General features: G+C 38.2%; 12 protein-coding genes. 8 read left to right on the top strand and 4 right to left on the bottom strand.

The features are described from left to right. From JCM21531_RS11825 to JCM21531_RS11815, 3 genes are all read left to right on the top strand, one after another. A partial coding sequence (locus JCM21531_RS11825) for an ABC transporter permease (protein ID WP_038290143.1) occupies positions 1 to 843 on the top strand: 843 nt, incomplete at its 5' end. Positions 844 to 939: 96 nt separating this feature from the next. After that, positions 940 to 1,656 (top strand): ABC transporter ATP-binding protein, encoded by a 717-nt coding sequence (locus tag JCM21531_RS11820; protein WP_038290140.1) that lies wholly within the window; start codon positions 940 to 942, stop codon positions 1,654 to 1,656. 25 nt (positions 1,657 to 1,681) lie between these two features. Continuing rightward, positions 1,682 to 2,098 carry a hypothetical protein gene (locus JCM21531_RS11815; RefSeq protein WP_038290137.1) on the top strand — a complete coding sequence of 139 codons (417 nt, stop codon included), beginning with the start codon at positions 1,682 to 1,684 and terminating at the stop codon, positions 2,096 to 2,098. 104 nt (positions 2,099 to 2,202) lie between these two features. On the opposite strand, the gene glgB is transcribed toward JCM21531_RS11815, so the two are convergent. After that, positions 2,203 to 4,431, bottom strand: coding sequence for a 1,4-alpha-glucan branching protein GlgB (gene glgB / locus JCM21531_RS11810; protein ID WP_038290146.1), 2,229 nt, complete (start codon positions 4,429 to 4,431; stop codon positions 2,203 to 2,205). Positions 4,432 to 4,733: 302 nt separating this feature from the next. Here glgB and nagA point away from each other — a divergent pair, with 302 nt between their 5' ends. Further along, complete coding sequence (gene nagA / locus JCM21531_RS11805; RefSeq protein ID WP_243467600.1) at positions 4,734 to 5,822, top strand: N-acetylglucosamine-6-phosphate deacetylase; 1,089 nt, start codon at positions 4,734 to 4,736, stop codon at positions 5,820 to 5,822. 57 nt (positions 5,823 to 5,879) lie between these two features. On the opposite strand, the gene JCM21531_RS11800 is transcribed toward nagA, so the two are convergent. After that, positions 5,880 to 6,935, bottom strand: coding sequence for a sensor domain-containing diguanylate cyclase (locus JCM21531_RS11800; protein ID WP_243467599.1), 1,056 nt, complete (start codon positions 6,933 to 6,935; stop codon positions 5,880 to 5,882). Between the two features lie 810 nt (positions 6,936 to 7,745). On the opposite strand from JCM21531_RS11800, the gene rpsF reads away from it, so the two are divergent. The 3 genes from rpsF (at position 7,746) to rpsR (ending at position 8,811) form a co-directional block, all read left to right on the top strand. Further along, positions 7,746 to 8,033 carry a 30S ribosomal protein S6 gene (gene rpsF / locus JCM21531_RS11795; RefSeq protein ID WP_038290135.1) on the top strand — a complete coding sequence of 96 codons (288 nt, stop codon included), beginning with the start codon at positions 7,746 to 7,748 and terminating at the stop codon, positions 8,031 to 8,033. A gap of 9 nt (positions 8,034 to 8,042) precedes the next feature. Beyond that, positions 8,043 to 8,459 (top strand): single-stranded DNA-binding protein, encoded by a 417-nt coding sequence (locus tag JCM21531_RS11790; RefSeq protein WP_038290131.1) that lies wholly within the window; start codon positions 8,043 to 8,045, stop codon positions 8,457 to 8,459. A gap of 67 nt (positions 8,460 to 8,526) precedes the next feature. Continuing rightward, positions 8,527 to 8,811 carry a 30S ribosomal protein S18 gene (gene rpsR, locus JCM21531_RS11785; protein WP_038290129.1) on the top strand — a complete coding sequence of 95 codons (285 nt, stop codon included), beginning with the start codon at positions 8,527 to 8,529 and terminating at the stop codon, positions 8,809 to 8,811. Positions 8,812 to 8,900: 89 nt separating this feature from the next. On the opposite strand, the gene JCM21531_RS11780 is transcribed toward rpsR, so the two are convergent. Further along, complete coding sequence (locus tag JCM21531_RS11780) at positions 8,901 to 9,731, bottom strand: YihY/virulence factor BrkB family protein (RefSeq protein WP_038290127.1); 831 nt, start codon at positions 9,729 to 9,731, stop codon at positions 8,901 to 8,903. A gap of 190 nt (positions 9,732 to 9,921) precedes the next feature. On the opposite strand from JCM21531_RS11780, the gene galU reads away from it, so the two are divergent. Beyond that, the gene (galU, locus tag JCM21531_RS11775; RefSeq protein WP_038290125.1) at positions 9,922 to 10,797 is read left to right on the top strand and encodes a UTP--glucose-1-phosphate uridylyltransferase GalU; all 876 of its coding nucleotides are present in this window, start codon (positions 9,922 to 9,924) and stop codon (positions 10,795 to 10,797) included. A gap of 203 nt (positions 10,798 to 11,000) precedes the next feature. Here galU and JCM21531_RS11770 read toward each other — a convergent pair whose 3' ends face one another. Beyond that, entirely contained in the window at positions 11,001 to 13,787 is a 2,787-nt protein-coding gene (locus tag JCM21531_RS11770; RefSeq protein ID WP_038290123.1) for a phosphodiester glycosidase family protein, read from the bottom strand. Positions 13,788 to 13,789: the final 2 nt, after the last annotated feature.

Below are 13,789 nucleotides of genomic sequence, written 5' to 3'. Positions count from 1 at the left end.
CAAATTAATTTAAATAAAAAAATATATAAGAACACTTTCAGGGAGGAAAATCCCGGTATTTCGGAAATATTTTATACCGACGAAATTTGTTACAATATTCTTGATATTGAGATATATGAAGGTAGAAGTCTTAACAAAGATGACTTCAATACGGATAATGTTGAAGAGATACCTATTTTGGCCGGTTATAAATATAAAGATATAATAAAATTAGGTACTGTGCTTACAGTCGGGGATCAAAAAGAAAAATTTAAAGTAGTAGGAATAATGAAACCAAATAATAAATGGTTTTCAGATGACGATTATATAAGACTGCCATTAGAAGATATCGACAGCAGGTTTATAATTCCATTTACTCCTACTCAAAAAAACGATTTAATGTCTACATTATGTATGCTGCATAAGATGTTTTTTGTTCTGGACTCATCAGATGATTTTTTAACGCTCTCGGAACAAATAGAAAGAAAAGCCTTGGATTTGGGACTTAAAGTGAGTTGTGTGACAATGGCCCAGGAATTACAAGAGTATAAAAATGAAAAATTAGAAACTTTTAAAATTAATATATTTATTAGTATATTCTTTATGATAGCTGCTTTATCAGGGACGACAGCTGTAATTCTATCTTCAATAATTCAAAGAAAACGTGAGTTCGGTATCAGATTGGCAACAGGCGCAAGTATAAATAGCCTTAAAATCATCATTGTAGGAGAAATTATGCTAATAACTATTATTTCAGCCATTGTAGCGTTTGCTATTTCTTACTTAAATAATTATACTTCTATCAGTTATATAAGGAAATTGTGTTTGATCTGTTCAAGGATGAAGTGCTGCTTTTTATTCTAGCATCTATAATTATAATGACTTTTGCTTCATCTATATTGCCAATAATAAAAATAAACAGATTACAGCCGAGAGAATTGATTGGGGGAAGAGAGTGATATGGAGATAATTAGGTTAGAAAATATAGGAAAGATATATGGAAAAGACAGTTATAAAACAATAGCGCTGCAAAATGTTAATTTAAAAATTAATGCCGGTGAGTTTGTATCTATTATGGGGGCATCAGGTTCCGGAAAGTCAACTTTGCTTAATATAATTGGATGTATGGATATTCCGACAAGTGGAAGCTATTATTTGAAAGGAAGTTTAGTTAATGGATATGGTAATTCAAAACTAAGCAAAATTAGAGGTTCTGTAATTAGCTTTGTTTTTCAACATTTCGCGCTTTTGAATGAATACACTGTTTATGAAAATGTAGAGCTGCCGTTGTTAAATATTAAGATCTCAAGAAGAGAAAAGAAAGAGAGGATATACCATTATCTGGAACAGTTGAAAATTAAAGACTTGGCGAATAAAAAACCAACACAAATATCGGGAGGACAACAGCAAAGAGTTGCAATAGCAAGAGCACTCGTGAGCGAGCCTGAAATAATACTTGCAGACGAACCTACAGGTGCTTTGGATCAAAAAACAGGCATTGAACTGCTAGAGATAATGAAAGCAATAAATAATGAGGGAAAAACTTTAATAATAGTTACCCATGACAATAAAGTAGCTTCGTATTCTAAACGGATAATTACTATAACGGATGGGAAGATAGATTCAGATGTGACTAATAATAGTGACTTGGAGGAAAAGATATCAAAATCATCATAATTTATTTAAAAAGAGGGGGATAAGAATGAGAAAAAAGATAATATCTATTGTAATAATAGTGATTGTTTTAATATCATCAGCTTTATTCTTTAGTTTTAGGTATAAAAATGATGTTAAGTTAGAAGAAAATCTGGAAGGATTATTTTTAGCAGAAGATTTTGATCCAAATTATACAACTTTTTATCAGGGAATTAATATTAATAAATCCAATATAAAGGAATTGACTGTTGATTTAGAAGTTGTTCTCGATGGAGGAAGTGTTGTGTTTGAGTTGAAATCTCCGGATAATGCAGTACAATGGACAGGAACTGTAAGCAAAGAGAGTATCTTTTCTGAGCAAAAAGTAATAAAAGTTAATAACTCAATTGGAAAATGGTATTTATATTTTTATGTGAATGAAGAGACTAATGGCAAATATAGTGCTCATGTAATAGGCAAGTAAAGGAATAAAAATATATAGAATCTTGATGTTCCAAATAAATTTGATTGCCACTTTAACCGGCTCATCGCCCGGTCAAAGTGGCAATTATTATAAATATATAAATCTTATTTTAAGCGGGATTTATCCTTTTCATCAAATCTTGGCTTTAGAACAATGGTTGCAAGAGGTGGAATGCGGAGCTTCATAGAATAAGGCTTGTTGTGCATGCTTATCTCCTCAGCCTTAATCGGCTCGAAGTTTCCGACATTGCTTCCGCCGTATTTCTCCCAGTCACTATTGAAAATCTCATCATACGTGGTGTTGAAAGGAGAACCAATACGGTAGTCATCATGGGGCACCGGCGTAAAGTTGCACACAAATATGAGAGAATCATGCCAGTCCTTGCCCTTTCTCATAAAGGATATTATGCTGTGTTCCGTATCATTGCAATCTATCCATTCAAAGCCTTCATAGTGGAAATCCACTTCATACAGTGCTTTTTCACTTCTGTAAAGCTTGTTGAGGTCCCTTACATAGTCTTGCATCTTCTTATGCATATCATAATCCAAAAGGAACCAGTCAAGGCTTTGCTTGTAATTCCATTCGATAAACTGTGCAAATTCTCCTCCCATGAAAAGAAGCTTCTTACCGGGATGCCCGTATAGGTAACCGTAGCTTGCTCGTAGGCCTGCAAACTTTTGCCAGTAATCTCCCGGCATTTTTTCTATCATAGAGCACTTGCCGTGTACCACTTCGTCATGGGAAAGTACAAGTATAAAGTTTTCCGAGAAAGCATACATCAAGGAAAAGGTTATGAGGTTTTGATGGTACTTTCTATATACGGAGTCCATACTCATGTAACGTAAGAAATCATTCATCCAGCCCATGTTCCACTTGTATGAAAATCCAAGGCCGCCTGTAAAAGGAGGCTTGGTTACAAGGGCCCAGGAGGTGGATTCTTCAGCAGTCATCATAACTCCGGGGTAGTATTGGAATACTGTTGAATTTAGCTGCCTCATAAACTCAATGGCATCAACATTTTCCTTTCCGCCCCAGCGGTTGGGTATCCATTCTCCATCCTTTTTGCCGTAATCCAGATAGAGCATGGATGCGACTGCATCAACCCTGAGTCCGTCAATATGGTATTTGTCAAGCCAGAACAGGGCATTGGAAATCAGGAAGTTTTTAACTTCATTTCTTCCGTAGTTGAATATGTGGGTACCCCAGTCGGGATGCTCACCCTGTTTGGGGTCGTAGTGCTCGTACAGGGCTGTGCCGTCAAACCTTGCCAGTCCGTGACCGTCTTTCGGAAAATGAGCCGGTACCCAGTCAATCAGGACTCCGATGCCGTTTTGATGACATTTGTCCACAAAATACATAAAGTCTTTGGGGTCCCCATATCTGCTGGTCACCGCATAATATCCGGTGATTTGATATCCCCAGGACCCATCGAAAGGATGCTCTGCGATGGGCAAAAGTTCAATGTGAGTGTACCCCATGTATTTCACATACTCTACGAGCATATCCGCCAGTTCCCTGTATGAGTGGAAGCCGTTTTCATCGTTTGAAACCCTTTTCCATGAACCAAGATGTACTTCATATATGGATATGGGCTTTTCAAAAGAGTTGCTGTTGTCTCTTTCACGCATCCAGTCCGCATCATTCCACTCATATCCGTCAATGTCATATACGATGGAAGCGGTGTTTGGACGAAGTTCCGAATAAAAAGCATAGGGGTCTGCCTTAATGTACAGCTCATTGTGAGGGGTTTTTATCTCGTATTTATATATTTCACCTTGACCAATACCAGGGATAAATAACTCCCATACTCCGGAATTTCCTCTTACCCTCATCTGATGCCGGCGGCCATCCCATTGATTGAAATTTCCTACAACACTGACGCGTTTTGCACAAGGGGCCCAAACAGCAAAGAGCGTACCCTCTATGCCGTCAATAGTCATTTTGTGGGCACCCAGCTTTTCATAGATTTTATGGTTGTTGCCTTCATTGAACAAATAAAGGTCATAGTCCGAAAGCACAGGCAAAAAGCAGTAAGGGTCACAAAAGGTAAAACTGTTGCCTTCGTAGTCGGTAACTCTAAGGTTGTATTTGAAAAAGTCGCTCCTGTCCTTAATTACGGCTTCAAAAAAGCCTCTGTCCTCGACTTTTTCCATTTGATACGCACTTGTTCCGAAGAGTTCCTCAACTATAATTTCTTTTGCATTTGGCAGAAATGCCCTTACGGCCATCCCATTTTCAGGCTCTAGACGGTGCATGCCCAGCACGCTGAACGGATCGGGATGTTCTGCATTAATAACCTTAAAAACCTCATCAATATTCGCTGTTGTGTTCATCATTATCATACCTCTTCTTTGTGTATTTATTTTAGTATAAACATAATATTTTTTTTCTTAATCAAAATCGACAAATGCGAAACAAAACTTTATTTTATTTTCAACAATACGGATAAAACACGAATAAAATACAGACTCTTTGAAACAAGTTTTTATACATTGGAAAAAACACAAATGTTATGATAATATAATATCATAACTTATTAAAATATTACAGTTATTTTTATTCTAAATTTATTTTAATTTATTATATGTAAAAATCATCATAGATAAACTAAACATGAAAATCAAAGGAGAAAAAAATGAAACTTATAAAAAACGGACTTGTTTTGGACAGCCAAAAAGGTTTTGAGGCACGGGATATATTGATTGACAGCGGGAGAATCACAAGGATTGATAAAAACATTGAGGTTTCGGAAAAGGACTGTGAAGTTTTGGATGCGGAAGGCTTTTACGTGGTTCCGGGATTTATAGACGTACACACGCATGGTGCTGCAGGCATTGATATTATGAAAGCAGATCCGAACCGGCTAAATGAGTTGTCTTTATTTCTTGCATCTAAGGGTGTTACATCATTTCTTGCCACGGTCATGACTGATTCTAAGGAAAATATAGACCGTGCTCTTGAAAATATCCGGCTTGCCATGGAAAGAGGATTGAGGGGTGCGAAAATAGCAGGCATTAACATGGAAGGACCGTTTATAAATCCGAAATACAGGGGAGCCCACACCATGGAGCATATTCTAAAGCCTGATGCGGGAATAATCGATGAGTTTATCGGGAAATCGGGAAATAATATAAGGCTTGTGACGGCTGCGCCTGAATTGGATGGAATTTTGGAAATAATTCAAAAATGCCAAAAAGAAAACATAGTTTTAAGCGCAGGACATTCCGGTATTGATTTTGCTGGGGCAAAGGAAGCCTTTAGAAATGGTTTTAAACATGTTACCCACCTTTTTAATGCAATGACAGGTATTCACCACAGGGAGCCGGGACTTTCCGGAGCGGCATTGGACAGCGAGAATGTCACGGTGGAAGTAATTCCTGACCTAATACATGTGCATGGAGCGGTAATACAAATGATTGTTAAGTGCAAAACACCGGACAAAGTGATTCTTATAACCGACTCTATTTTGGCATCCGGACTTGGAGATGGGAAACTTAAGTTTGCAGGAGGCCAAATTATGGTCAAAGACGGTGTGGCCGCATTTGAGAACGGTGTGTTGGCCGGAAGCACTCTTACAATGATAGACGGTATAAGAAACATGGTTAAAGAATTGGGATTTAGCTTGGAGGATGTAATCAAAATGGTATCGGAAAATCCCGCCAAGCTAATAAACGTTTTGACAGGAAAGGCAGCCTGTCAAAAGGAAAAGATGCAGATATTGTAATATTGGACAAAAAGTTAAACATTCAAGAAGCAATAATACAGGGCATGACAGTTTATTCTACATTTCCATACCCTCAGAGTAGGTTATGACTCGGTTTTTGCCCGACTGCTTTGCTTTATATAAAGCTATATCCGCCGTTTTTATCAGGTCAACTTTGTTGTCTGCATGTATGGGAAAGGTTGAAACTCCAAAACTGCAGCTTATATTAGGCAATTGAACATTATTTACTTTAGGCATGGGTTCTGCAGCTATGGATTCTCTGATACGCTCAGCTATCTCATAGGCGTTTTTGGTATCGGAGGTTGGTAGTATTGCTATGAATTCTTCTCCTCCATAACGGGCAACAAGGTCGGTCTGTCTCAAACACCGCAAAATAACCTGAGAGAACACAACCAGCACGGCATCGCCGGCGGTATGTCCATAGGTATCATTTATTCGCTTGAAATTGTCAATATCCATCATAATAACACTTAATTTCTGATTTGAGAAGCCGGCAAGGTTAAGTTGATTGTCAAGATAATATTCTAAGAACCTCCTGTTATAAAGTTTTGTAAGTTTGTCTGTGGAAGCATTTTTGTTAAGTTTGCTTAAGGCTCTTTTACTGCTGATAACTGGTTTGGCAACTTCTATATAAGACTCAAGTTTTGATATAAGAGATTCTGAAAAGTAGTTTTTAGACTTTGAATAAAGCTGCAGAATCCCTAATGTTATATTTTCTTCGGTTATCGGCATACAAATGTAGCTTCCCGATTTGTGCTCTCGAAGCTGATTGACACACGGTATATCGGTAGCAATATTCATTACCAGGCATGCCCGGCCGCACTTAACCACAGGACAGCTTCTAGGCTCCATGGTGCAAAGGGGCAATCTTTCCTTTGTAAGCCTCTCCCACACCACTTCATTTGCAGACACTTCCTTGCGGTAGAACAAAGTTATATGATTGCTGACTCGAATTTTTTGTATAAAGTCATACAGGGTTTGATATGCTTCAATTTCTGAAGCAGATTTGTGGATTATATCCGTAAAATCCCTAAAGTTATTAAGATCCTTTTCATTTACATGCTCCACAAAATAATTCCTTATCAATATACTGGATACCTGAAATATTATCACATACAAAATCCCGCTGTATATTGAAGTGAACATTATTATGGGAACATTGCTCAAAGGGTTGTCGGTATAGTACGAAAACAATAAATAAGTAGGAAAAGTTAAAACTGCACCGGCAACTAGAGAAAACAACAATAGAGTAAAAAAACCTGGTTTCTTTTTATTTTTATTTTTTTATTTTCGTTATTTTTATTTGAAGTTTTTTTTGACACGTTCATCTCACCCTTTCTAAAGGATGTATAACAATTCAAATTAGTCCATAGGTTTCCGGGTTTCAAGCAAGTCCAATTAACAAGTCCAATTAATTTGGAGCTGTGTGTTTATAGTGTTGGTGAAATGTTGAATTAAAGCTGTTGATAAATCATATTGTTGCAAACACCAGTTCGCTCAATGCAGTATGATACCTCATTTCCTAAATCAATTAATAATTTTATACTCATATATAATAATATAATACCATATAACTAGTGTTTTGGGAACAGTTTTTACACATTCAGCTACTGCCTCATACAATTATTTCAAAAATTGAATAATATGTAAAAGCAGAAAAAACCCTCGAAATCTATTGAATGTGGCAACTATTATTAAAATAATTATACATAAAGTAACTAAATATTATAGACAATTATATCGAGAGATTGTCTCAATTATAATAAATCTTTCTTTATAAGTAAATGAAATTTTAATATTTTTAATAATAATTTAATAAAAAGAGTTGTACATATGAAAAAAATGTGATAAAATTAACGACTGTGAATCCTTGCTCTGTTCTCGTGAAACAGGGCCGTTTAGTCCAGAAGGAGGTGAAGTCGAATGACAAATAAATACGAAACTATCTTTATTATTAGTCCGGAATTTAGTGAAGAAGAGACAAAATCCCTGATTGAAAAAATTAAGAGCACCATTGAATCTTCAGCTCAATTAGAGAGCATAGATGAGTGGGGCAAAAGAAAGCTTGCTTATCCTATCAATTTCTTTAATGAAGGGTATTATGTTTTGGCGAACTTTACTGCCGAATCCAGTTTTCCCCGCGAGCTTGAAAGAATCTTTAGAATAACCGACGGTATCATTAAAGATATTATTGTTAAAAAGGATAATTAAGGTGAAATTATGAACAAGGTTATTTTGATGGGAAGACTTACCAGGGACCCTGAATTAAGATATACGACTGTCAACAATACACCGGTTGCAAGCTTTACATTGGCTGTAGATCGACGTTTTGCACGGCAGGGAGAGGAAAAACAGGCAGATTTTTTTCCCATTGTAGCGTGGGATAAAAGTGCGGAGTTTTGCTCGAAGTATTTTACAAAAGGTCTCAAAGTAGTAGTCATTGGAAGACTGCAGACCCGTACATGGGATGACAACGAAGGAAAGAAACATTACGTAACCGAAGTGGTTGCGGAAGAATTGCATTTTGCTGAGAGCAAAAAGAGTCAAGGAATGGGAGAAATGAGACCTGCGGCAGAAATTGCGGGGCCAGCGGATGGATTTTATCCTGTGGATGATGATGACGAACTTCCATTCTAAGATTACGTGGCTAATTACGAAGAGCGAATAAATATTATAAGGTTGAGAAAGGAGGCGTTATTAAGTTATGGCAGCTCCTAAGAAGGATAAGAATAACAAGGATATGGATAAAGCCGATGTTAAAACTCCTATAAAAATAAGAAGGGCAAAAAAGAAAATTTGTGCCTTCTGTGTGGATAAAGTAACTGAAATAGATTATAAGGATGTGGCTAAGTTAAAGAAGTACATTTCCGAAAGAGGTAAGATATTGCCAAGAAGAATATCCGGAAATTGTGCAAAGCATCAGCGTCAGATGACAGTTGCTGTTAAGAGAGCAAGGCATATTGCATTGTTACCTTATACAGCAGACTAATACATGTGACAATATAAGCAGCCTGCATTTTATGTATGCGGGCTGTTTTTTATTTGGCCTCTTGGAATGATTCTGTTTTTCCGTGCGGTTTATTTCTTTTTCAGCGCAAGGGATGCATTTAATTCTCCTCCAAGCATTATTATTATACTTATCCAATACAGCCAGACAAGGAGCGCTATTATTCCCCCTATACTACCGTACATTTTTGAAAAGTCGGCAAAGTTGTTTATATATAATGAAAACAGTGAAGATACCAATATCCAGCTTATAGCGGAAAACACAGACCCGGGCAGTACCTCTTTTAGGGAAAGGCGCCGGCTGGGTGTCAGCATGTAAAGCAGGGTAAATACACAAAACATTAAGACTATAGGTATTAGGAATCTAATGGCCATAAAAGCCCATTTGAAGATATGCGAAAATCTAAAGTAATAAAACAATTTCCTTTCTGCAGCTTCTCCGAATAACAGGAGTGCCAGTGAGAATATAATAGTTATGGCAAGAATTATTACTGCAATCAGGGATACAATTCTTACCTTCCAGAAGGGACGGGTTTCTTTTTGGTCATAGGCCTTGTTTATTCCTCTTATAACAGCTTTCATTCCGTTGGAAGATGCCCATAAAGCGGCTATCATACCAAAGGATAAAAAAGTTTCCCTGGGGGAAGCAGTTATATCGTTTACGACATCCAGTATCGTATTAAAAGCAAGAGGAGGAAGTATCCGGGCGAAAAAGTTCATTGCTTTTTCATCGGTTATAGATGTGTAGCTTAAAAGTGTAATTAGAAAAATCAAAAACGGGAAAAGCGCAAGAATAAAATAATATGTCAGCTGTGCTGCCAATGCCGGTACATCATCATCCTTTGACCTAATGTATATATCTTTGGCGGTTTTAAGCAATCTAAAACTCGATTTAATAATCACTGAGATCATCCCCTTAGTCGGAAAGTTATCATAGAAGTAATAATTTATATTATGTTACCAAAGTATAACAAAAATGTACATAAGAATAAAAATACTTTTGAATATATGTTGGAAATAATGTTCTGGTCTGATAAAATAGAAATTAAATAATGAATGAACTTTCTTAACTATGAAGAGAGGTGTTACTGTTTTGAGAGTCAGAAAAGCAATAATTCCAGCAGCAGGTCTGGGGACCAGATTCTTACCTGCCACAAAGGCTCAGCCTAAAGAGATGCTTCCCATTGTTGACAAGCCTACAATTCAGTATATTGTTGAGGAAGCTATAAAGTCAGGTATTGAAGATATTATAATTATTTCGGGAAGAAGCAAAAGAGCAATTGAAGACCATTTTGACAAGTCGTATGAGCTGGAGCAGGAGCTTGAAAAGAAGGGGAACCAGGATCTTCTTAAGTTGGTTCAGGATATATCAAACTTGGCGAACATACACTACATACGGCAAAAAGAAGCTAGAGGTCTGGGGCATGCTATATATTGTGCAAAGTCCTTTATCGGCAATGAGCCTTTTGCAGTGCTATTAGGTGATGATATTGTGGATTCTGAGGTGCCGTGCATCAAACAATTGATTGATGTTTACGATAAATATAGGACAACGGTGTTGGGTGTGCAAAAGGTTCCGGAGGATCAAGTGTCCAAGTATGGTATAGTAGGCGGGGAAATTGTGGACAACAGAGTGTATAAGGTAAAGGATCTTGTGGAGAAGCCTGATAAAGCCAGTGCACCGTCCAATATAGCCATTTTGGGAAGATATATTATTACTCCTCAAATTTTTGACTATCTTGAGAATGCCAAGCCCGGCAAGGGAGGAGAAATTCAGCTTACAGATGCATTAAGAGAGCTGATGGAGAAGGAAGAGATGTATGCTTATGATTTTGTCGGAAAGCGTTATGATGTAGGAAACAAACTAGGATTTTTGCAGGCAACGGTAGAGTTTGCTTTGGACCGGGAAGACCTAAAAGAAGAGTTTGGGGCATATTTAAAGGGTATAATAAGCAAACTGGATAATTAAGATACCATAATTGCAATCAAGATATAATAATCGATTATAGTATTTTAAAAATACAGCGTAAAGAATTTTGTTGCCGATTAATATTATTGCCGATTTAACCGGGGGTTGTACGGCCCTGGATTAAATCGGCAATATTTATTTGAATGAATTGAAAGAGGCAAAAGCTTATCGGTTGACGTAAATTAGAAGCAATGAGGGATTAATTATTTAACGGGAGATTTGTATTGGTAACTTACTTCTTTTCCGTTTACAGTTATTTCAATGTATTTTACGTTCTGTGCATTATCCGGGGTCAGCCCGCCAATATTAAGTCCCGCAGTACCAAAGTATTTGATTCCGTTGTCGGAATAACATGTTTCGTAGCTTTCATTATAGAATACCCAAATATTCTTTCCGGTTTTTTCTTTGTGTTCAACCAGAATATCCTTGAGCAATTTAGCTTCCAGAGGGTCACTGAAGGTATCGGGAGAATTCTTCATAAATATGAAGATATTATCTCCGGTATGGGAATTAAGCTTGTCAAGGAACCACTGCCACTGACCGGCAGAGCTTGCTCTTATGCTTTTTTCCGTAGTGTTGAGCAAAATCAGCCGGTTATTTCCTATATCCTGATGGCTGTTGGCTTTTATATCCGAAATATCTTGGATGTTCTTCATGTGATTATCAGCCGTAACTTTATTATAGAACCTTGTATTTAAAAGCTTTTGCAGCATGTTTTCAGGGTTGCTTTTCCGGAAAACAGATAATTTGATTGAATTTTCATTCAAAACTGCCTCTCTGTTGTCTTTGTCGGAAAGAACAACATCCTTTGGAATAGTATTTTGGTTAATTTCGGGAAATGTTGCTTTGTTCAGGCTGATTTCATCGATGTAAATTGAACCTGAGCTGGGCACAGGGTTGACCTGTACAACGTAAACTTTTGTCAGCTTGGATGGTGACTTAATATCCCGCAGTGAAGCAAATACGCGCTTCCATCCGGTCCAACTCATATCCCTGGTAAAATCAACAAGGTGCTTTTGACCGCTGGCATCAACTACTTCTGCTCTAAGCCAGTTGGGATTTTCTTGGGGATTGTTCACCCACATGGTGATTTCGGTAGTGTTGCCGCCGAGGTCAATACCGCCGTTGGAAAATACCAGGTATGCAGCTCTTGTTCCCTGGAGATGTGAAAAGTCGTAACTGAGTTTTCCGGAGTATTGTCCGGATTTTTTTTCTTCTGAGGAAATTTCATATGAGCCCGGTAGATCCGCAGGTACGGTCATAAATGAGCCGTTTTGCGCTTCGAAGTTTTCTACCGTGTGAAGAGATTCCGATGCAACCGATATAGCACAGTAGGCACGGGCATCGCCTAATGCAACTTCTACATATCCGGTACCGGATTTTACAGCAGTAACTTTATTTTTCTCAAGGCTTACTATATCTCCGCTAACTGTCCACTTAAGGTCAGCGGGGGTTATGTATGAAGTGTAGCCGTTATTGTCAACTCCTTTGACGGTAAAGGAGTGAGAATTTCCTTTTACAAGATTGAGCTTTTTGTCACTTAAAATAAGCTTGTTTGGTGCTTCTAAAGCCCGTATGGTCGTACTTGCTTTTACACCGTTTACTGTTGCTGTTATAGTACCGACACCTGGAGATTCGGGGCGAAAGACATTTCCAACAAAACTTCCTTTGATGCCTGAGACACTCCATTTGACAGCGGTTTGGTCAACAGATACGGGATTGAAATTTGTATCATAACCCTTGACAGATATCTGGCTTGTTGTATTTACAAATATATTGGGCTGGGTTTCAATCACCATGCCTGCAAGAGATGAAGCAGGAGCAACGGAAAATACGCCTATAGCTGTGGAAATACTTCTTAATCCGCCATCGGACGGAGTATTTACAACTTTTAGGTCGTTGGTTGCAAAAGGTCGCGAAACCATGGTGGTTGAACCGCCTCCATCGAGATTTATGGCATTATACGCCCCCAGGCTCAGCATCAAGTTCGCAAGTTCTCTCTGGCTCATACCCTTGCTTGCTGCCTGACGGCCGTCGACAGTTACAAGTATTAAATCTTTGCCGGACTTTGAGGTTCCGGCAGCGGTACGGGGATGAACTCCGGTGATCTCATACGAGAATTTTTCGGGTATTTGACCGTCTTTAACGAGAATAGCGCTGCCTGTTACAGCCATTTCGATGTTCTCCCAGTCTAAAACTGTGGAGAATGAGATTTCCACAGGATCCCCTTCTTTAAAATGATCTAGAAGATATTGAGCGTTTGCTCCTCTGGCTATAATCACATAGCCGTTCTGGGGAATTTCAACAGCAGGAAGACTCTGACGGATTTCCACAACAGTACCGTTGTCAACTACCACTTCCACCAAATCGGGATACTGCTCGGAAACACCAAGGGAATATTTGTCCCAGGCTCTGCTCCATATGGTTATATCGGTATATTGGAAGGAGCTGGGCTTGTTGTACTGAAAGACTCTGGCAGAGCTTCCGTCCGGAGCGTGTATATTTATATCTGTTTTCCAGAACTCATAATATACATTGTTTTCATTATCGATAGCAAAAGTTGCCATGGAATCGTTGTACCTGTTGTATTCGGAATCTACGGACAAAAATTCTCCCGATTGCATCACGGGTCCGTCGGGATAACCCTTCCCGGATTCTCCTTTCAACCAGTTAAAAAAGCCGGCGTTTATAGCCGCTACAGCACCGGCTGACTGCGCCAGATTTTTTACATTGGTGAGATTTTTTACAGACTCTGAATTGATCAGAGTGTCAACCTTGACATTCGGGTTATCAAGGTCAACCCTTAATACGTTGATCTTTTGCCATCCGTCATCGGTAAACCTTGTAATGGTTTCTAACGTCACACCGGAAGTAACTATTTCTTTCGTTTTGGATTCATAGATTGTACCGGCATTAACATTGCCGAATGAGAACATAAAAACCAGAGACAAAATTGCAATTATGCATATGCTTTTTCTTATGTACTTCATAG

Origin of the sequence: Acetivibrio straminisolvens JCM 21531, from assembly GCF_000521465.1 — a bacterium.
Classification (GTDB): Bacteria; Bacillota; Clostridia; order Acetivibrionales; family Acetivibrionaceae; genus Hungateiclostridium; species Hungateiclostridium straminisolvens.
This window is presented reverse-complemented; position numbering and strand designations above follow the sequence as displayed.